Origin of the sequence: uncultured Chloroflexus sp. (genome assembly GCF_937129525.1) — a bacterium.
GTDB lineage: Bacteria > Chloroflexota > Chloroflexia > Chloroflexales > Chloroflexaceae > Chloroflexus.
Genome location: NZ_CAKZNK010000075.1, coordinates 1 through 19952 on the forward strand (window position 1 = coordinate 1; position 19952 = coordinate 19952).

The 19952-nt window shown below is 60.8% G+C and carries 20 protein-coding genes; all 20 read right to left on the bottom strand.

Features of this window, described 5'->3' with window-relative positions:
* Positions 1-217: 217 nt before the first annotated feature.
* Entirely contained in the window at positions 218-4045 is a 3828-nt protein-coding gene (locus tag Q0650_RS09345) for an Eco57I restriction-modification methylase domain-containing protein (protein ID WP_298818238.1), read from the bottom strand.
* Between the two features lie 167 nt (positions 4046-4212).
* Positions 4213-4395: a hypothetical protein gene (locus tag Q0650_RS09350; protein WP_298818240.1), complete on the bottom strand. Its 183-nt coding sequence runs from the start codon at positions 4393-4395 to the stop codon at positions 4213-4215.
* A 380-nt stretch (positions 4396-4775) separates the two neighbouring features.
* Positions 4776-5060 (bottom strand): hypothetical protein, encoded by a 285-nt coding sequence (locus Q0650_RS09355; RefSeq protein ID WP_298818242.1) that lies wholly within the window; start codon positions 5058-5060, stop codon positions 4776-4778.
* Between the two features lie 255 nt (positions 5061-5315).
* Positions 5316-5771 carry an SRPBCC family protein gene (locus tag Q0650_RS09360; protein ID WP_298818244.1) on the bottom strand — a complete coding sequence of 152 codons (456 nt, stop codon included), beginning with the start codon at positions 5769-5771 and terminating at the stop codon, positions 5316-5318.
* A gap of 17 nt (positions 5772-5788) precedes the next feature.
* On the bottom strand, positions 5789-6958 hold the full coding sequence (locus Q0650_RS09365) for an NAD(P)/FAD-dependent oxidoreductase (RefSeq protein WP_298818246.1): 1170 nt from the start codon (positions 6956-6958) through the stop codon (positions 5789-5791).
* 203 nt (positions 6959-7161) lie between these two features.
* On the bottom strand, positions 7162-7599 hold the full coding sequence (locus Q0650_RS09370) for a hypothetical protein (protein WP_298818248.1): 438 nt from the start codon (positions 7597-7599) through the stop codon (positions 7162-7164).
* A gap of 38 nt (positions 7600-7637) precedes the next feature.
* Positions 7638-7925: a hypothetical protein gene (locus tag Q0650_RS09375; RefSeq protein WP_298818250.1), complete on the bottom strand. Its 288-nt coding sequence runs from the start codon at positions 7923-7925 to the stop codon at positions 7638-7640.
* A 20-nt stretch (positions 7926-7945) separates the two neighbouring features.
* Positions 7946-8863, bottom strand: a complete 918-nt coding sequence (bchG, locus tag Q0650_RS09380) for a (bacterio)chlorophyll synthase (RefSeq protein WP_298818252.1) — start codon at positions 8861-8863, stop codon at positions 7946-7948.
* Positions 8864-8924: 61 nt separating this feature from the next.
* Positions 8925-9989 carry a bacteriochlorophyllide d C-20 methyltransferase BchU gene (gene bchU, locus Q0650_RS09385; RefSeq protein WP_298818254.1) on the bottom strand — a complete coding sequence of 355 codons (1065 nt, stop codon included), beginning with the start codon at positions 9987-9989 and terminating at the stop codon, positions 8925-8927.
* Positions 9990-10021: 32 nt separating this feature from the next.
* Positions 10022-10522, bottom strand: a complete 501-nt coding sequence (locus Q0650_RS09390; RefSeq protein WP_298818258.1) for a hypothetical protein — start codon at positions 10520-10522, stop codon at positions 10022-10024.
* A gap of 33 nt (positions 10523-10555) precedes the next feature.
* On the bottom strand, positions 10556-11269 hold the full coding sequence (locus tag Q0650_RS09395; protein WP_298818260.1) for a triacylglycerol lipase: 714 nt from the start codon (positions 11267-11269) through the stop codon (positions 10556-10558).
* Between the two features lie 11 nt (positions 11270-11280).
* Positions 11281-11964, bottom strand: a complete 684-nt coding sequence (locus tag Q0650_RS09400) for a triacylglycerol lipase (RefSeq protein WP_298818262.1) — start codon at positions 11962-11964, stop codon at positions 11281-11283.
* 3 nt (positions 11965-11967) lie between these two features.
* Positions 11968-12741 (bottom strand): hypothetical protein, encoded by a 774-nt coding sequence (locus Q0650_RS09405; protein WP_298818264.1) that lies wholly within the window; start codon positions 12739-12741, stop codon positions 11968-11970.
* 12 nt (positions 12742-12753) lie between these two features.
* Positions 12754-13638 (bottom strand): hypothetical protein, encoded by an 885-nt coding sequence (locus Q0650_RS09410; RefSeq protein ID WP_298818266.1) that lies wholly within the window; start codon positions 13636-13638, stop codon positions 12754-12756.
* A gap of 13 nt (positions 13639-13651) precedes the next feature.
* Entirely contained in the window at positions 13652-14659 is a 1008-nt protein-coding gene (locus Q0650_RS09415) for an alpha/beta fold hydrolase (RefSeq protein WP_298818268.1), read from the bottom strand.
* A gap of 14 nt (positions 14660-14673) precedes the next feature.
* Positions 14674-15777, bottom strand: a complete 1104-nt coding sequence (locus Q0650_RS09420) for an ArsA-related P-loop ATPase (RefSeq protein ID WP_298818271.1) — start codon at positions 15775-15777, stop codon at positions 14674-14676.
* Between the two features lie 72 nt (positions 15778-15849).
* Positions 15850-17073 (bottom strand): ArsA family ATPase, encoded by a 1224-nt coding sequence (locus Q0650_RS09425; RefSeq protein WP_298818273.1) that lies wholly within the window; start codon positions 17071-17073, stop codon positions 15850-15852.
* A gap of 50 nt (positions 17074-17123) precedes the next feature.
* Positions 17124-18464, bottom strand: a complete 1341-nt coding sequence (locus Q0650_RS09430; RefSeq protein WP_298818275.1) for a hypothetical protein — start codon at positions 18462-18464, stop codon at positions 17124-17126.
* A 46-nt stretch (positions 18465-18510) separates the two neighbouring features.
* A complete protein-coding gene (locus tag Q0650_RS09435) occupies positions 18511-19629 on the bottom strand; it encodes a hypothetical protein (RefSeq protein WP_298818277.1) in 1119 nt (372 codons plus the stop codon).
* A 60-nt stretch (positions 19630-19689) separates the two neighbouring features.
* Positions 19690-19929: a bacteriochlorophyll c-binding family protein gene (locus Q0650_RS09440; RefSeq protein WP_028459413.1), complete on the bottom strand. Its 240-nt coding sequence runs from the start codon at positions 19927-19929 to the stop codon at positions 19690-19692.
* Between the last annotated feature and the right edge of the window lie 23 nt (positions 19930-19952).

A 19952-nucleotide genomic window follows, 5' to 3' on the forward strand; every position in this document is an offset into this window, starting at 1 on the left:
CGATAGCCGATAGCCGATAGCTGATAGCCGATAGGCCCTCTGCGACCTCCGCGACCTCTGCGGTAGGATCAATAGCCGATAGGCGATAGCTGATAGCCGATTGCCGATTGCCGATTGCCGATAGGCCCTCTGCGGCCTCGGCGGCCTCTGCGGTCGGATCAAGAGTCACTCGACGCCACTATCGCCAACGTCAACAATCATCACGCTATCACGTTCTTTAATCGACCGCCTCCCTTGCCACCTTCTCATTCAATTCCATCAGCCGGAATATCAACTCTCGCCGCGCCTCCGCTGCCGGCATGAAGCGCGTTTGCCCGCGTTCGTTCTGGTGGAAGTCGTGACCCAGGTCCACATCCTGCCAGCCGTAGCAGGCCAGGATGGCATTGTCCAGCGCGACGTGCAGCTCGCGCAGGCGGGCGATGTCGGCATCCTGACAGGCCGGATTGTGGAAGAGGTTGTAGATTTTGGTCAGGCCCAGTTGCCGCGCCAGCATGGTCTGCCGCCGGTGTTCGTGGTAGTCGGCGTCGATTTGCGCGGCGCGGGCAAAGACCGGCTGTGTCAGCAGTTCCGCCAGACCGGGCGCGGCGTATTCTGCCGGCGGGAAGGGGAAGGTGTCGAAGCAGTCGGTGGGGGTGTAGCGGATGTCGGTGCGCAGGCTGGAGGCCTGTTTGCGCAACCAGGTTTCATGCACGGCAGATTGGAGCAGGGCGAAGTGGTAGTCGTCATCGAAGGCGAAGACGATGGTTTGCTCATTATACACCCAGCCTTGTGATACGAAAACGGGCATGTGCATTTCACTCACCCGACTCCGCGCCAGCACCCGTCGCAGAGGGGCGATGGCGCGATAAAGTTGAGATGCTGCTGAACCATACTGCCACCAAAACTTTTTGCGCTTTGCCTGAATAGGAATGTTATCGCGTAACTTCTCGCGTTCTGGTTTGACGCGCTCTTCCACAATTTTGATCAGCTCAGGATATTTGCGCGCCCGTTCTAAATCCCAATCAAAGAAATTAACCACCCAACGGCTAGGTTGCTGTTCAGGATGACTGTTCAGGTCTTCGCCGTTCAGATAGGGGAAGAGGCAATCAGCATTGCGAGCGTCCCGTGTTAGCAATTGTTGGGCCTCCTCAGGTTGCAGAACAAAACCCATCCCAAGCACAATACTGCCCTGAAACGCCTTCCCCGCATTCTGCTGCAGGCGTTGCGGTTCGCGTTCGGGCTGATCGTCGAGGCGGGAGGAGATGAAGGGGACGGGGGTGTTGTCGAGCAGGGGCAAACGCGCGGGCGCTTGAGCGCGCGCCGGCGCGCGGGTGAGCGCGACGAGATTGACTTCGACGCTGGCCTGGCCGGGCCATTTGACGAAGCGCCGGGCAAAGTCGATGACGCCACCCTGCTTGAGGATGACCGCCAGGCCGCTTTCGCGGGTGTCGCCCTGGCCGAGGGTGTTGGTCGCGATCATGCCCAGCCGTCCACCGGGTTTGAGCAGACTGAAGGCGCGGCGAAAGAAGGCGGCGCAGAGATCGGCTGTGCCGCCGAAGGGTTGCAGCGCGTATTCCAGCCATTTCCGGTACGCCTCGCCAAAGGCGCCGCTGACGCGCAACCCGCCCATAAACGGCGGATTGCCCAGGATCACATCAAAGCCGGCGGTATATACCGCAAAGGCACAAAGGTCTCGAAGATCAGAAGAATCAGAACCCTTTGTGGCCTTTGTGTCCTGGTGGTGAAACACCTCAGGAAACTCCAGCTCCCAGTGGAAGAAGGCGCGGTCGGCGCGGATGGCCAGCACGGCGGCGGCCTGTCGGGCATCGGTCAGACTGCCGCGCGATAGCGCCTCGTGAATGGCGGCGGTGGTGGGAACGAGGCCGGCAGCGGCAAACGATGGCAGGAAGAAGGCGGCGGTATAGACATCGCAGGCCAGTTGCAGGCGTTGGAAGTCGGGGCTGTTTTGCGCCTGCTCATAGGCGGCGCGCTTGGCCCGCACCTGCTCGATGGTCGCTTCGGGCAGCGCGGCCAGCCGGCCCATGGTGGCGGCAAAATCGGCCAGCGGCTGCGAGATGAAACCGTGTCGAAAGAGCGCGGCATCGCGCTCGCGGGCATTGCGCTTGCGCGCCTCGGCCAGGCGCTTGCGGTCGGCATTGCCCTGCGCTTTGTAGGCTTCATCGGGAATGCCGTCTTCGAGCGCGGTCAGATCGCGCAGCCCAACCAGCGAATCGCCGTGCCGGATGCGATGTTCCAGAAACGTGAGCGGCTTGCCGGTCGCGTGGCTCTCCAGCCAGAGCGCCACCCGACACAGTTCCACCGCCAGCGGGTTCTTGTCTACGCCGTAGAGACAATGAGTGATCGCATCGCGCACACCCTGACGCAGCGCCTCAGGGGCCGGCTCGTCTTCGCCGGTGCGCAGGCGGGCCAGCTCTTTCCCCAGCCGCCGCGCCGCCGCGAGCAGGAAATGCCCGGAACCACAGGCCGGATCGAGCACCTTCAGGTTCAGGATGGCTGCCTCTCGTTCCTCATTCGTCCGGCAGGCGGCCAGCCGTTCCTGCAAGACCGGTTCGAGCGCGTGCTGAATGAGCGGAGTCACCAGATCGGGCGGGGTGTAGTGCGAACCGGTCGAGCGGCGTTCTTGACCGCTCGTTTCCATCTGAAACCACGGCAGCGCATCGTTCCAATCGATGACCGGATGCAAATCGAGCAGACTCTCGTAGACCGAGCCGAGTTCTTCGGTGTCAAGCGCAGCGTAGTTAACCAGGCGCGGCAGATCACTGTCGCGCTCTTGATAGCGGGTCAAATGCCACATAGCGGCGAGCAGGTCGCGGTTGCCGATCACGCACTCATCCAGCGGTTGCCAGGCAAACAACTCACCGTTGAGCGGCGCGACGGCGAGCAGCTCCGCCAGCCGCTCATCGGCAAACACCATCCAGAGCGCGCGCAGGCTGTGCCAGAGGTCTTCGTGGTCGTCTGCCCACCGTCGCCATCGCCCGTACACACTCTCTGCGCCGGCGGGATCGAAGGGTGTATCTGATGCCAGCCGGCGCAGACGCGATACGCTATAGTGCTCCTGGTAGACGGGATTCGCGCCGATCAGACCGCGTTCCTCAGAAACGAGCAGGAAGAGCAGGCGATAGACCAGCCGCAACAACTGCCGGTAGAACACAACGGCAGCGTCGGCAGTCTGCCGCAGCGAGTTGCGCAGGTCGGTATTGGCCGGGTGACGGAGAAAACCATTCGCGAGGATCTTCATCGCCTGTTCCACGCTATCGCGCAGGCGGTCACGCGCGCGGCCTCCCTGCTCGAGCGCATACTGGTAGTAGCGTTCGAGCAAACATTCGTGGGCATCGGCGCTGCTCTGCGGCAGGCGCGAGCGATGGAGCAAGCGGTAGAGCGCGGCAAACTCGGGGAAACGCTGTTCGGCAATAATAACCGCGAGGTCGAACTCAAGGTACGACTGGCGACGAATATAGGTCGAATTGCGCAGCACGCGCAAGACGCGACCGTTGGTCACAATCCCCCACAGATGATCGCTACGGTTCAGAAACTCTTGCATCAGCGCGTGCGGCGACAGGCGCGATCTGCCGCCGGCGGGTCGCCCCCGCTCGCCACTCCCGGTAGCGCGACCGTCACCCGTCGCCGGGAGCGATGGCGCAGTGCGCCCCAGCTCGTGGTAGAAGCCGACAATGTGAACGGGGGGCGCATCGTCGCCGGCACCGGCCCGATGCGAAATGGGGAAGAGCATACCACCCAGCTCGACGGCGCCGGGCTGGCGCGTCAGCTCATAGCCGAGCAGACTGAGAAACGGAATAACCCAGCCATCGCGGGTAAGTGAGGTTGCGGGATCGGTCGCCGGCAACCGGGTCAATCGGCGACGAAACACTTCCCACATCGCGGAGGCATCCGTCAACACCGCAGCGATCTCGTCGGTGAGGGAACGGCCCGCCTCGAGGCCGAAATCGGCGACGCGCTGACCGGGCAATTCTTCCGCCAGAAGCTGATCGACCAGGTCGGGGCTAAACAGGCCGCCTTCGATTCGGATCGGCAAGGAAACGGTCATAGGAGTGTGTCTTCAGGCGCAAACACCGGCTCCACTGACGGCACGCGGGTCTGACGCTGCTTGCGCAGAACATGCCGGCAGGCGTGAGCAGGATGGCTTCCCCACAGATGGCGCAACGCTGGCGCGCCATGACTAGGATATTGTACCTGACATCGAGCAAAAAAAGATCATAGCACCTGACCGGCCACGAGCGCCAGACGCTGCGGCAAATAGAACACCGCGCCACCGGCTGAGGCCACCACCCGCAGATTCCAGAAAACATAGCCGGCGAATGGAATGCCGCGCCACCGGCTGAGGCCACCACCCGCAGATGCCAGAAAACATAGTCGGCTAATGGAACACCGCGTCACCGGCTGAGGCCACCACCCGCAGATGCCAGAAAACATAGCCGGCGAATGAAAGAAGGAAGGCACAAAAACCTGCCGCATCAAGCCAGAATTGCCCGCCATACGGCAGCGCAGATCGGAAACAGCTCACACCGGCAGCGCGTCGGCGCCAGGCGTTGCCCACTCTACCCCGGCAGATACCGGGGCGGGTATTGATATTGTTCGCGGCACTGCTGGACTGGCCGGATTGAGCAAACACCCAAAAGCAAACGACGCAAGCGCGCAAACGCTTGCGTCGTTTGCCGGGGAGAGCGAGGAGAGAGGCTCAGGAAACGACTGGCGCCAAACCGACTATGGCGGCATCTTGTATCCCAACCCCAACGTCATCTGGCCGCGCGCTGCGGCTAATCGCCGCGTGGCAGGCGGTTTTTCGCGGCATACTCCGCTTCGAGTTCGGCCAGCTTGCGTTTATGCTCACGTTTTGACAGCCGGTAGAGCGTAATTGCGCCGGCAATGACCGAAACTACCAGCGCCGGCCACACCAGCCACGCCATACCGATTTTGATACTAATTGCAAAAAACAGGCCAAACAGACCAATGAAGACCCCGCCGGCAACCATATACACTTCAAAGCTGGTACTGGCAAGATAGACTTCATCGCGTGGGCTAAACCGTTGCTGTCGAGCCATAGCTAACCTCTTTGCGCGCGAACCACAACCGATAGAAGTATGCTAGCACAGTGAGCGGGCAGATTGTAGAGGCTGAAACGATGCACTTTTTGTGCAATATCTGTGCTTTTATGCAAAACCACTACAAAACGGAAAGCGGCGAGTTGCGCGCTTGCGCTAAGTGCCCGCCGCCTGCACAGTATCTGCGCTTTGCTGCAACACGACCGCGAAACGGAAAGCGGCGAGTTGCGCACCCGCCGCCACATGTTATTACCGCTACGACCGGGCAGTTACCGGCTGGCTACGCCCCTCCAGGATCATGCGCAGCCGGTCAAGTTCAACCCGCATATCGAGCGACACAAAGAGCTGTCCGATTCCGGCCACAAAGACGCGCAAACCTGGATCAGTCACCTCGTATTCAACCCGATGTTGCACAATAGTGCGGTCGCCATCGGCAAACCAGCGCCAGAGTTCCTGGCCGCGCCAGAGACCATCGATGGTAAGCAGGATGTGGCTGCTATCGCGTTCGGTAACCATATAGGTTGCGCCAGCCAGCGCCAGCGACTTCAAGCGCAGCTTATGCTTGCTGCCCAGGGTCATCAAATCGCCCTCTATCGGCTCAAATACGACCAGCGGCGAACGCCACTCAGCCAGCAACTGCGGATCGGTCAGATACCGCTCGACGGTGGCAGGCGGCGCTTTGATCGAGACGAACTGTTCCTGCACCAACATACTTGCACTCCTGTTGCTTAAGCGCTCTCAATCGTTGCGCGGTAGTACTCTTCAATACCCCGTTTCAGCATCACCGCCGGATAACCCAGCACCGGCACACCCAGGGCATTCCCGATGGCGTCATTCGGCCCCAGCGAGACCACTTCACCGAGTTCAACCGGCTCGTAAGGACGAGGCGCCACCCCACGCGCTTCGTCGGCCAGCGCCTGCGCCAGATGCGCGCCCTGGCGAACCGCATACGACGCCGTTGGCGGCAGAAAACCGCCGCGACCATTGGCAACTGCGGCGCAATCACCGATAGCGAACACCACTGCCTGCCCACTCACGCGCAGATAGCGATCAACCAGCACGCGACCGATGCGGTCGGTGGGAAAACCGGCTTCAGCCAGCAGGGCCGGCGCGCGCACGCCAGCGCCCCAGACAATCGTGCCGGCGCGGAGAATTCGCCCGTCGCCGAAGCGCAACAGACAAGGTTCAACCTGCGTCACCGGTGTATTGAGAAAGATATTCACCCCCAGCCGTTCCAATCGGCGCACCGCTTCGTGGCTGGCCCACGGGCCAAGGTGAGGCAACAGATGACCTTCACGTTCAATCAGCGCGATCCGCACCTCTTTGCGAGGCGCGCCCGTCTGCCGACAGAGATCATCGGCCCAATCCGCCAGCTCGCCAGCCAGTTCACAGCCGGTATAGCCGCCGCCGACAATCGCGGTCGTCATCGTGATGCGCAGCTCGGTCGGATCGGTGATGGAAGCTGCGCGGGTAAACTGGCTCACGATATGTTTACGCAGCGCAATCGCGTGCGAGAAGTTATGCAAGGGAAAGGCATGCTCACGCGCGCCGGGGGCATTAAACGCCGTCTCGCTGCCCAGGGCCAGCACCAGGCGATCATACGTCAGCGCGCGCCCATCAGCCAGCCTGACCACTCGCTCAAGCGGCTGAATAGCCGTCACCCGGCCTTCCACCCGCTCAATGTCACGTCCCTGCAACAGTTGATCGAGCTGATAAATCGACTTCTGATCGGTAATCCCGGCAGTTGCCGTCAGGTGCAACAACTGGATCAATTGATGATACGGATACTGGTCAACCAGTTGAACAGTCACATCGAGCTGCTGTTCGCGACGAAAACGGGCCAGATCAAGCGCCGCGCGCAAACCGGCATAGCCGGCGCCGAGAATAACGATCCGCATAGTAACGATGCTCCGTGGACTGAACGCGCCAATGGGTGCAACATCCTGCACCATCTCCTCTTTACAGCATACCACGGCTCGGTTGCCGGTCAACCGCGCAACAGACCCAATCTTGCTTCACAATTACAGAGACAGACGCAGAGGGAGGGACGTTTGCGATCACATCCCCCGCCTCTGCGTCAACTCCGCAGCGCCACACCGGATCAGGGAGCGGGTGGCGTCTTGGGAGGCGACTCAACCCACTCGTCAACCTTGGCCGCGCCCTGCTCGACCGCATCAGCGGCCCGGCTGGCGGCCCGGCTAAAGCTGGTGCCAAGCTCTTCTGCGGCGCGCGACAGCCGCTCAGTAAACGAGCGCACCTGCTCACCGACCTGCCTGGGGCTGGGCAACGAGATCTGCGGTGGCTCAGCCGCAACGATGTCATCGACTATCCGCTCGGAGATATTGGCCAGCTCCTTGGGGAAAGCGACGACGGCCAGCGCCACTTCAGCCATCGCCCGGCGGACGCGGCGGCGCGAATTGCGCGGCAGCAACACCAGCGGCACCGACGCTACAGTCAGACCGATCCGGGTAGCGCCACCCACAAAACCTGCCGCCATCTCAAACAAGCCGTCACGCTCGTTCGTCGTTTCATTGCTCATACTACATTACCTCCTCTGCTCACAGCGAGCAATCGGCGCTACTTCGCCTCAGTCTTCTCTTCGCCCTCAGCCGCCCACTTCTCGATGCTCTTGCCGGCAATCTCGGCGAAATCGCGCGGCAGCGAAGCGAAAGCGTACAACAGCTCCTTGGTCGCATTGCGCATATGCTGGCGCGACTCCGGCGGCAGCAGCGCAAACGGCAGGGTGAAGACCGAGAAACCAAGGCGAGCGACTCCGCCGCCAAACTCCATTGCCGACTCGACAAAGCTGTCGCTGCGCCGCACCGGGACGCTGCGCACTCGCACCTCACCTTCAGTCTCCGTCATGTTCGCACCTCCTTAAACGGTCAGCCAAAATAGCCGCCCACGAGAAAACCCGAGACAATCTGGATCAACGCAACGAACGGATTGGAGGCCAGCAGGTAGCGCACATAGTTTTGCTGGGTAGGCTCTTGATAGAGCTTGATCTGATTGTAGATCGGCGCTACCAGAGCCAGCAGCATAAACGCCGCCACCCAGTACTGTCCCCAGATCAACGCCAGTATCATCAGCATTGCCTCGAAGCCATTAATCGTCAGATAGGCGACGATCAGGGTACGTTTCACCCCGATCGCAACCGTGAGCGATTGCAAGCCCAGTTTGCGATCGCCCTCAACGCTCTTGATGTCATTGAGAAAGAGCAGACCGGCAGCCAGGCCGCCATTGATCAGCGCCACCAGCACACTCTCCCAGGTCAACGGCGCGAAGATGAGATGGCCGGCCATCCAGCTCATACTGACATAACCGAGACCGACTGCCGGCGGCCCTAACCAGAACCGCTTCTTGAGCTTGATCGGCGGCATGCTGTAGATCACCGACAGCACGATCCCGACGAAGGCGAAGAAGACAATGAGCGGGTTGGCGAAGACGAGCGAGACCAGCATCGTCGCCGTACCGAGGACGATCCAGTTCCAGCGCGCCTCGTTCAGGGTCACGATACCAGCCGGAATCGGGCGTTGCGGATCGTTAATCGCGTCGAGATCGCGGTCGAAATAGTCATTAATACTCTGGCTGAAGCCGGTGCCGAGCGGCCCGGTCATCAGAGCGCCGAGCAGCATGAGCCACCAGTGATCGGGCCGCGCCCAATTGAAGCCTTGCTCGTAACCGGAGGCCAGCGCTCCACAGAAGCAGACCAGCACCGGTGAAATCCAGGTCACCGGGTCGGCAAGCTCAATGTGGGCCCGAATTTTTCGGCTGAGCGAGACGCGCTGTTCAGTCGAAATCATAGTTGCTTACCGCATCGCCGGGCAGAAGCTGCGCCGGTCACAAGAGAACGACTGCCTGATGTTACGGTTTCACAGCCTGATACAGAACGTGATCGTACCCTTCGTCGAAGGTGATGTCGGTAAAACCGATCTGACGCAACAAATCAGGGTAGATGGCGTGATCCTTGAACTCAAGCACCGAGAAGCTCATTCCAATCGCGCAGAGATAGTGAGTCAGGTAATCATAATTGGGATGCTGCGGATCGCTGATCACCATATCAAGGATGAGCACCTTCCCGCCGCTGGGCAGCGCATCGTAAGCCTTCTTGAGCAACATCGCGCAGAACTGCGCATTCATCGGATAGAGAATGCGCGAGAAGAGCACCGCATCACCGGGCGGATACGGCTCGCGATACATATCGACTGCCACGGGCGTAATACGGTCGCTCAAGCCTTTTGCTGCCACATTTTCGCGCACCAGATCGAGTGCGCTGGGCAGATTGATCAACGTCACCTTGAGATTGGGGAAAGCCTGACAGAGCGCAGCGGCAATATCGCCAATCCCGCCACCGACATCGACCAGCGTTTGCACATCGGCCAGGCGAGCGCGCTTGACCAGCAACTCGACGAAGAGCTGAATGTTCGAGCGGTGCAACGTCTCATAGAAGAGACTATCTTCGCGCGTGCGCGGCGGATGCGGCACGATGCTGGTGAAATCAACCTTCCCCCGCACCACATCGGCCAGGCGCAGATAGTAATTTTCGATCAGATCGGAAATGTAATCAACGAACGGCACCATCGTCATATTGCGATGGCGTTCGGGATCGGCAAAGAACTGATCGGCGAAAGGGGTCAACTGCCAGCGATCATCTTGCCGGGTCACCAGCCCCACCTGTTCGAGAGTAATCAAGAACTTCTCAAGCCGTGGCGGAACCGTCTCGGTCAAGGCAGCCAGATCGGCCAGCGCGCGCGGTTCGGCAGCCAGCAGGTCGAACAGCCCCAGATCTTTGGCCGCCTTGATCACAAAGAAATCGACCGTGCCTTTGAACACCATGTCGTAGGCGCGGTTGGTCGCAGCAAACAGCTCTTGTTGTTCGAGCGCTGCCGCGCCTGTTGTCGTCGGATCAACCGAAGGTGCAGTTGTCATGCATTCCCCCTCGCGCCTGAAGGCGATTCAGCTTAAGCCACTACTGATGTCGTATCTTCCGTTTTCGCCGCCTGCCGGTTTAGCCACGGCTGAAAGAAGATCGGGATGAAACTGAGCCACCAGCTCACGTACCCCAGCCAGGCAAAGAAGCGATGCCATCGCCGCCGATGTGGATGGTCACGCATCGTTGTACCCCAGCGATGACCGGTAATCATTGCCCCCACCATGCCAATCGTTGGCAACGGGCCGGTAATCATAAAGTAGACCTTCAACCAGCGCGGCTGGTACTGCCCGCCAAAATCCTCTTCGCGGAAGAGCCGGCCAATGCCGACCAGCGCAACCATCGCGTTCATCAGCCAGTCGAGCGCGTGCGCCACGTTCGCCAGCCGGTTGCGCAAAGCAGCGCGTTGCGGCTGATGGGCAACAGCCTCTTGCCGACAGAGGTAGAGCACTGCGGTATAACACGCCAGTGACAGACTCGACACAGCCGCCATTGCGTACAGAATGAACCGGTCAAAGTGCGATTGTTTCATGCAATTTGTATTATAGTACAAATCAGCGACATTTCAAACAACAACCGATGCCGAACCTGACAACACTCGTTGCCAGTGTCTTAACCCTGCTGGGTCGCCGTACCACGGTCGGCCATGCAATGACGAGTGGTGCAACCCGGGCACAACCAGATACTCGGCGCCGGGCAGGGCGGCGCAGGTCAGCGTGGTAATACCGTCACCCCATGCCTGCGCGCCAGCCGGCCCATCGATCAGCACATAGCTGTTGTACGCCATTCGCTCGATCCAGCGGCCATGCCGGTTAGCCTGAATACTGCGCCCGATGATCGAGGTATAGCGTATATGTGTATAATACGCACCCGGATAACAACGATTGGTGAAACCGACGGTTTGCCGCGTCCAGAATTCCTGACTATGATGAGGCGTGCCGAGCATGATCAGGTGATGGACAAACCGATGACCACCGTAGATCTCACCCTTGTACGGCTGATCGCCGAGGTACATCCGCGCCACCGTGCCACCGACACTATGCGCCACAATGGTGACCGTCTCAGCGCCGGTTTCGCGCAGCGCGCGCGCTACCGTGTCACGCACAATCCGCAACACAGGGCGGAAATCCCAATCGCGGGTCAAGGCCCAACGCAGCCGACCGATTGGCGTTATAAAGACGCGAAAATCAAACGGCGGTTGTTCCAGAGTCTGGGCAAGGGCCGCAAAATCGCGTGGGCTGGTCAGATACCCACCGATGATCACAAGCGGGCGAGGCATAGCGCTCCTGACTACGCATCAAACCAGAGCGGCACCACATCGCGGGCGCCGTACCACGTTGCGGGAGCGTTATACGGCGCGTGGCGCGCGCCTTCCAGGATCAGGTTATCGGCGCCGGCCAGATAGCAGGCCGCTGTGGGCACAATTCCGTCACCGATCAGATTCCCGTTGCCAAACGAGACTTCGTAAGAGCGATAGGCAACCATCTCTTCCGGCGAGCCAAACCGGCGTCCACGCACGCTACGTCCGGCCACAGCGCGATACTTCACGTGGGGAAACGCTGCGCCGGGATAGCGCGCCTCCAGCCAGTCGGCAAACTGTTTCACCCAGATTTCAGAGGTAGCATGCGCTGTGCCCAATGTCGTCAGGCTGGCAACGACTTCGTGGCCGGCGTAGCGCACCCCCTGATACGGTTCATCAGCCAGATACGCGCGCGCAATCCGTCCTCCTGCGCTGTGGCCGATCAGATCGACCTTATCGGCGCCGGTTTCGGCCAGGGCAATTTTGACCGTTGCCGCCAGCGCATCGAGCGCCGGCCCAAAATCGGGATCGCGTAGCCTGGCCCAGGCTAACCGGCCAAAATCGACCACATAGACGATCCGATTGTATGGCGGCGACGCCAGAATGCGCGCCATCCCGAAATAGTCGGCGGGTGATGACAACCACCCGCCCATAATGACCACTGGACGAGCCATAGGTTACTCATTGCGTTCAGGTTCAGTGGATGCTGGCGAAGAGTCTGCCGGTGTCCCGGTTGCTCCTTCTGGAGCCACCTCTGGCGCAGCGACAGCCGCTGCCGGCTGTGGCGATACCGATGCGCTACGCTCGGCCTGCGGTCCATTGCCATTGTCAGCAACGACCTTGATTCGGCGAATTGTCGGCGACGACGGCTTCGGATTTTCACCGGGCAAGGCTTCAACGACGGCCTTACCCAGATCGCCAGCGATCCGCAACAGCTCCTCGGTCTGGAAGCGGAGCCAGTGACCGTAGAAGTTGAACACCTTTTCAGTCGTCGTCCGCACCTCGCGGGTAAAGGCTTCGAGACCCTGCGGCGGCAAAGCGCCACGCGCATACGAGTGCAGCAGATAGCCGATGGGCTGAACATCAGCGGGCAATTCATCGCCGGACAGGCTCGAGCGGGCCGGCGATGAAGGCGCGGTTTCGCTGGCTGGCTGATAGCTCGAGGGGTTAAAGCTCCGCGACGTGGGCGTAAAGGTGGCCGGGCCAGGCGTATACGAACGCGGTGGCGGCGTATACGTCGGGCGCGACGGCGCTGCCGCCGGCGGCGCTCCTGGTTCTGCGGGGTACGGAGTCGGCTCATCGAGATTCAACAACTGCTTCAACCAACCAGGCATCCATTGATACTGTGAACCGGCACGCGCGCGCGGATTCTCGTTAGTCAGACCAAACCAGCGGCGAACAAATCCGGGTAACCAGTTAACAGTCGGATTTTCTTCCTCGAAGCGATTCATACGCGCTCCTCTCTATTGCGAGCCAAAGGCGAAGAGACGACGACGCTGCGGCACATACGGCGAAAAACAGAAATCGATAATCCGCTCCAGATCATCATTTGGATAGCGCCGGTCGAGGGTCGCAATCGAATCAAGCACATAAAGCAACTGATCGACCGGTGTTTCAGGTTTGCAGCGCACCAGTTTCTTGATCAAGTGACGGCGCAGATCGAGGCTATAGCGCAGCGACGTATTGGCCAGCCGGGCCAGCAACTGATCACGGACTTCCACATTCTTCGTCAGTCGATCAAGCCAACGGGCTAAACCCAGGCGTTCGCTACGATCCAGGTAGTAATGGATCAGATCGGCCAGGCCGGTTGCCGAGGTCACGCTCACCACTTCGGCCCAGCGCTTGCTAAACGACATTCGATTAAAGGCCGGCAACTCTTCGAGCTGTTCGATCAACTGGCAGGCCGAATAGTACGGTTCCCGTTCAAAGGAGCGGCGGAGGCCGGCTTCGCGCTCGGCCAGCATTGCCAGCGCTTCGCGCACCACACCATCGCTCTCATCGTAACCACCGTGACGCAAATGCATCTCGTGAGCCAGTTCGTGCAGGGCGATGGCCACGCTCCCATCCTCATCCCAGCGACCAAGCAGCACGGTCGAGCCGGCGCGCGGCGAAAAGCTCCCGCTATCACCCCAGGCGGTATCGCGTCCGTTATCAATCGCCTCAAAGGTCAGGCGCTCATCGAGCACCGATGATGGCAGATCGGGCCACATCTTTGCCACCAACCGACGCACTTTGCCGGCCATCCGCCGAGGCCGATAGGTGTATTGTCCGACCGACAAGGGGCGGTCATCAGACCGTTCCATATCAATCAGGATTTGTTGGCCGCCGGAACGAAGCAACAATTGCATAGTGCCGACCTCCCTAGCGAACGCCCTTCAAGAAGAGGCGCATAATCTGAATGACGTGCTCGGGCAACTCAAACAAGATCAGATGGCCACACTTTGGCACTTCCAGAAACGACCCATTCGGCGTCAACGCCACCAGTTTGCGACCATCTGCCGGGCGCATAATCGGGTCGTTGGCGCCAGCCACCAGCAATAGCGGCTGCCGGATGGCTTTAGCCTGTTCGGCGACGGCCTGCAAGATTTCGGGTCGCGACAACTCGGTGGCAGAAACGCGCACCGCAGCCGGATCGCAATAGCGCAGACCGAGCGTGCCCAGGCGAATATCGCTAATCGAGGGTGTATGTTGCGCCATCACCAGCCGGGCATAGATGAACGGCAGCCACCAGAGATTACGCCGTTCGATTGGGCGGAGCACGCGATTGAAGACCGTATCAAGCAGACGCGGCACGAAGGCCGAAGCAAATTTGTTGTAAGGTAGCAAGCTAAAGTTGAAAAAGATGAGCGAACGCGCGCGTTCAGGATGGCGCGCGGCCACGTGCAACCCGATAAACGCGCCGAGCGAGAAAGCGGCTAGATGCGCCGGGCCAAGGTCAAGCGCGCGCATAAGCGCCAGCAAATCGGCGCTAAACCCGGCGACGGTGTAATCCTGGCGCGGGTCGCTATCAGAAAAGCCATGACCTTTCAAATCGTAGCTGATCACGCGATAACCGGCCTGAGCCAGTGGATCGATCACGTGATGCCACCAGAACGACGAACAATCCCAGCCGTGGATGAGCAGCAACGGCTCGCCATCGAGCGGGCCTACATCTTGATAGTGATGGACGACGCCATTCAGCTCCACAAAGCGCGCGCGCGCGAGCAATGCCCGTTCACCCTCAAGCCGCCGTCGTTCGCGCGCGCTGAGCTTACCGGCGAGACGTGTGGCCACCTCATTGGCGTATTCCAGATACTTGGCCGTCGGCGGCGCGTCAATCGGGCGCGCCGGTGGGCGCTCGATCGCGATCGTCTGGGCAAGCACTGACATAGGCGTTTCCTTCACTACTCTACCCACAACCGCAGCAATTCACCCTCTACCCGCGCCCTGAGGCGACCACCGTCAACGAGGCCGGGCAACAACACATGGCGGCGCAACTGACCGAGCTGAACGACCACCTCTTCGCTAGCCACGGCAATATCAAGCGCCTTCGGATCGATAAAGGGTATCAGCAGTCGCAGATCGCGCTCGGTGCTGGTTGGGCGCGGCGGTTCAGCGACGAAAATATCGCCATCGCGATAAAGCGCCGCGCCGCGCAAAGCCCATGTATCGCGATCAGTCGGCGTCAGATCGAGCTGCCCGATGCGCAGCAATGGCCGCGCGCGACTGGTTTCATGGCTAAAGTCGTGACGGCTCTCGGCATCAACCTGTTCAGGCAAACCGTTGACGATCACCTCATCGCTGGCCAGGCCAAACAGCCCAAAAGCGGTGAGCGCGGTACGCAAAGGCGGCAGACGCAACTCAGGCGGCAACACAACCATACGCACCCGCGCCCCGCTGTCGGTCTCAAGCCGGGCGCGCTGTTGTTCAAGCTCAATCCGCAATTCCTGAAGCGGAGCGGTAGCGCTAGGAGCAACAATCGCCGCCGGGATCATTGCCTGTTCCTGCGAAGCGCGCGACTTGCCAGGACCGCGATCAAGGCCAAAAATCAACCGCACTGCCCAGCGCAACACATCAGGCAGAGTCAGAGCGCGGATCAACGAATCGGGAGAGGGGCCATCCAGAATAAGCAGGTCAAACCGTCCCGACTGGCGAGCGCGTTCGGCCACCAGCATTGCCGCCACCGCATCAATGCCAGGAAAAGCGGGCAACTCATCGGCGCCAAGATCGCGCAGGCGGGCAACCAGCCCGCTCCGCAGAGATGGTCGCACCTGCTCCCAACGGCGCGCCACCTCTTCGTGAGGATGGATCTCCATTGCGGCGAGGTTCGGCTCAAGTTCAAGCGGGCGCGAACCGAGCGTCTGATGGAGCAAATGACCGATCAGATGGCCGGGGCCACTCGAAGCCAGCAGAGTGCGATAGCCGCGACGAGCGGCGTGACAGGCTGTTGCGAGCGCAGTCGCACTCTGTTGCAATTGATGATGGGCAGAGAAGATTAGTGTGCGCATGCAGCATGCTCGCAGCCGGCGCGTAATGCCACCGGAATAGACAACGGAACGGCGACAACATACACTGATCGGTCAGGCCGCCTCGACCTGCTGTTTGCCATTCGCGCGCGCGGCGCTTGCCTCATAGAAAGCGAGGCGCAAGATACCATCTTCGTAGCGATGCTCACCGAGCGCGCAATCGTACAACACCCGCGGCAAAGCGATAGTGCGTTCGAGTCGACCAATCGTAATTGTCAGATCTGGCCCGCTATGGTTAATCTCAATCGCCTCATCAAGTTCGAGGAAGGGCAAGCGCAAGCAGAGGTCATACTGACCAGGCTCACCATCTTCACTCCACTGTTCCAGCCAGATTGGTCGCTCATCGTACAAGAGCGCACCCGGATCAACATCGCCAAACGTTAATCGACCGACGTGCGCAAGCGCCTCGACGCCAATCGGTTCACCACCCTGGAGCACAGTGCGGAAGATCGGCGTTGGCGCAAAACTGGCCTCAATCTCAGCCAGGTACTGCTGTTGCAGATTCACCCAGTAATCGAAATAGGGGCCCAGGTCGGTGCGGCGGGGCAAGATCTTATTGACCAGCACCGCATCGAGCTGCAAACCATACAGACTGAGGAACGTATAGGCGCGGCGCGTCTCGAGCAGCGGCAGGCGTTCCGGATTCAAGACCAGCCGCACCGACACTGCCGAGCTAACCAGGAAATTGGCCAGTTGATCCATCCGTTCGAGCAGCTTACCGACCTCTTCAAAAAAGCGATCATCGGGCAAATCGCGCCGGAACGGACGGGCCACATTGGCAATCCCGCGGTAGACGCGGAAGAGACGCTTACCGGCTTCACCGCCAATGATCATCTCAGGGTAGGCCAGCAGGCGCAGCGTATTGCCGGTCGGCGCGGTATCGAGCACAATCGCGTCCCACCGTCCGCTTTGCGCTTCATCCATAACCCGTTGCAGAGCCAGGATTTCATCAAGGCCGGGCTGATTTGCCAGTTCCGCGGCGGTCGAGCGCTCGATACCGCGGGCGGAATAGGTTGCCGTAACGAACTGCTGAAACCCACCCAGGTTCTGCCGCCACTCATAAATCGTATCTACTTCCAGCCCATAGAGATGAGGCGCGAGTGGCGTTGGCCGGTCGCGGCTGATCGAGATCCCCATCACATCAGCCAGCGAGTGAGCAGGATCGCTCGACAACACCAGCGTGCGGCGACCAGACTGGGCCAGCATCACTGCGGTTGCGGCTGAGAGCGTCGTCTTGCCGGTGCCACCTTTACCGGAATAGATAATGACTCGCGTCATACTCCCTCGTTCGCCTGCTGAAACCCGATACCCCCGCCAGAATCTGCCTGCTACGCTGTCGATTCATCCTCATTATGGCCATTGAGTGGCTCACGCGCCACCGAACCAGCGCCACTGCCACTCACCGGCGCCGGACGATCGGCACGATTAACGACTACCCGGCGAACCGGCATTGACGAACCATTCTCTTCAGCAGGCGGCTCTACCCGGCGCACGCTGATGGCGCGACGCACCGGTTGCGGCCCAGGCGACGCAGTCGGCGGCGTAGCGGTAGCCTCGGCTGATGGCGTTTCGGCTGGCGGCGGTGGCGGCGTTGCCTGACGGACGGTAGCGCGCACCGCGATTCGGCGTTGCACCGGCTCGGTGCCCGACTGTTGCTCAGGCGGTTCGGCAAAGCGGACAGCCGCGCGCACAACCGGGCCGACGGGTGCCAGCGGCCCGCCTTCGGCCTCTTGCTGCGCGGCGGCATAGTAGAGACCGCGCATCGCGTTACGCCGCACCCGCGGATCCTGCATATTGTTAAGCAGCTCGGTTGCGCCACTCAAAATCTCGCTGGCGCGGCGCATCCCACGGGCCAAACCGCGCGGCACTTCCAGCATCAGGCGCAACGAACGGCTCACTTCGTACATATTGGGCTGCTCGGGCAACGTTGGGATGGGCCCGACCGGAGTAGCCGAGGCCGAACCAGCCGGCGCCCCGCCCCGCTGTCGCTCATAAGCAGCAATCAGGTTACCAGGCGACGCAGGTATTGGCTCTTCGTCTTCGGTCGCGCCAAACTTCCACCATGGCTTCTTCGCCGGCTTCTTTGGCTCAGGCTCTGGCGGCGGCGGCGCCGGTTCACTAACGAAGAAGGGTGGCAACGGTTTCCGCTCAACCGGCGGAAACTCTGTTTCGAAAGCCTTCACCAGTTCTTCGCCGGCGAGACCGGCCAGCACCTGATCGCCGACCCAGGCCACCATTTTAGCCAGGACATCAACATCTTCAGCGGGCATATAATCGAGCGTATTGACGATCACCCGCTCAGGTTGACCGGGATCCTGCACTTCACCGAGGGCAACACGGCGCTTGCGCGGCGGTGTGGCCGGCAGGCGCAACGCCAGGCTCACGCGCCCGTGCCAGGGATCCCAGGTTTCGGCGCGCACCACATCGACATCGCTCCAGGGGAAACCATCGACGGTATCATTGAAAAAGCCGCGCGCCCACAGGATCAGCCGGCGGTCGGTCAACGCGACAAAATCGGCGAGAGCCAGACCACCGACGCGACGGCCATTCTCATCAAGCAGCGTACCATCGAACAGGGCAAGCAGCGTCTCACCTTCATCCAGCAACTCACGCTGGCGCAGTTCTTCAACGCTGGCCATGCTCACATTGACACCGAGAAATGGACTCATACCTGCTCCTTAGGGCGGTTGCGGCCGCCAATCCAAACCACAACAATCATGCTTGTTCGTGATCGGCATCACCCGAGCCACTCAACGCGGCCAGTGGCGCCCGACGCGCGGGCGCGCTGCGCCGACGGAGCGGAATCTCGCGCCGATCAGGCATTTCAACTGATGACACACGCGCTGCCGGCATTGGCGCCGGCGAGGGTGATGGCGCCTCCGGTGGGGGCGCGGTACGACGACGCAATGGAATCTCGTGATAACGCGATCCAGCCGATGGTGGTGGCGGCGCTTCGGCAGCCGATGGCTCAGAAACCGGCGGTTTGGCGCCCGCAGCTCCTGCCGGATCAGCCTGGCGAGCCGCTTGCCGATTCAAAAACGCCATTGCTATCTGTTGAGCAGCCGGATTGCTAGAAACCGTCTGCACCAGCTCATTGACGGCTCGAATCGCTTCGGTCAACTCACGAATACTGGCCGGACTCAAATCAAATGGCAAATCGGCCTCGCGCAGAGCGCGGCGTAGGGTATCCCAGGCCGAGCGAGCGAGGCGACCGGCAGTAAAAATCTGATTGGGCGGCAACGTTGTCGGATCAACGACAAACGGCGCATTGGGCGTTGCCGGCGCACGTGGCGCGCCACCGGGCCAGCGATAAGGCGTCTCATCAGGCCGCAGCGCATCTTCCGAGCCATAAATTGCCGCTCCGAGCGCAGTCATCACATCAGGCGCGGCCTGGCGCGCATCCATTCCGGCAGCGAGCGCCGCGCGCGCTGTTTCGGCAGCGGTGCGCAAAAGAATCATCAACGCCGGCACATACGCTTGCGGCACCAGCGTCAACGTAAAGATCTGATCATCCGCATCAGGCGCGCTAAAGCCCATGGTCACCATACCGTGGATCGGATCGACGCCGCGGCCATCGATCAGCGCCAACTCGGCCAGTGGAAAGGCATAGCACAGGTGGCGTCCGTAATCACGCGCCCACAGAATGACCCGCAAATCGGTAATCAGACAATAATCGTGCAGGGTCGGGCCACTCAAGCGCCGCCCCTGTTGATCAAGCAACACGCCATCAATCGCGACCAGCACCTGCTCATCGTGATCGAGCACATCAAGCCGCGTAATCTCTTCGAGGTGAGCTGGAACGATAGTATGACTGTGATAGAGCAGGTTAATCATAACGCTCTCCGGGGATCGGCGTGAGGCGGCGAGCAGCGCGCCTCACGCCTGCCCGCCAACCTAGCGGTTGAAGCGCGAGCGGATGCGCTTCGGACGGAAGCCGTTGCTCGAGCTGCTGAATGCGCCCTCGCCCGAGCCGCTCCGGGACACGCCCGGGTAAGCATTGCGGTTGATGTTGTCAACCGCTGCCGCGGTGGCCTGCAGCGCATTCGAGACCCACTGCCAGTGGCCCTGGAACATGATGTCGCCGATTTGCGCCACTTGCGCCGACGACTCCGAGAACCAGCCTCTCGTCGCCATGCACACACCTCCTTAAGTATACG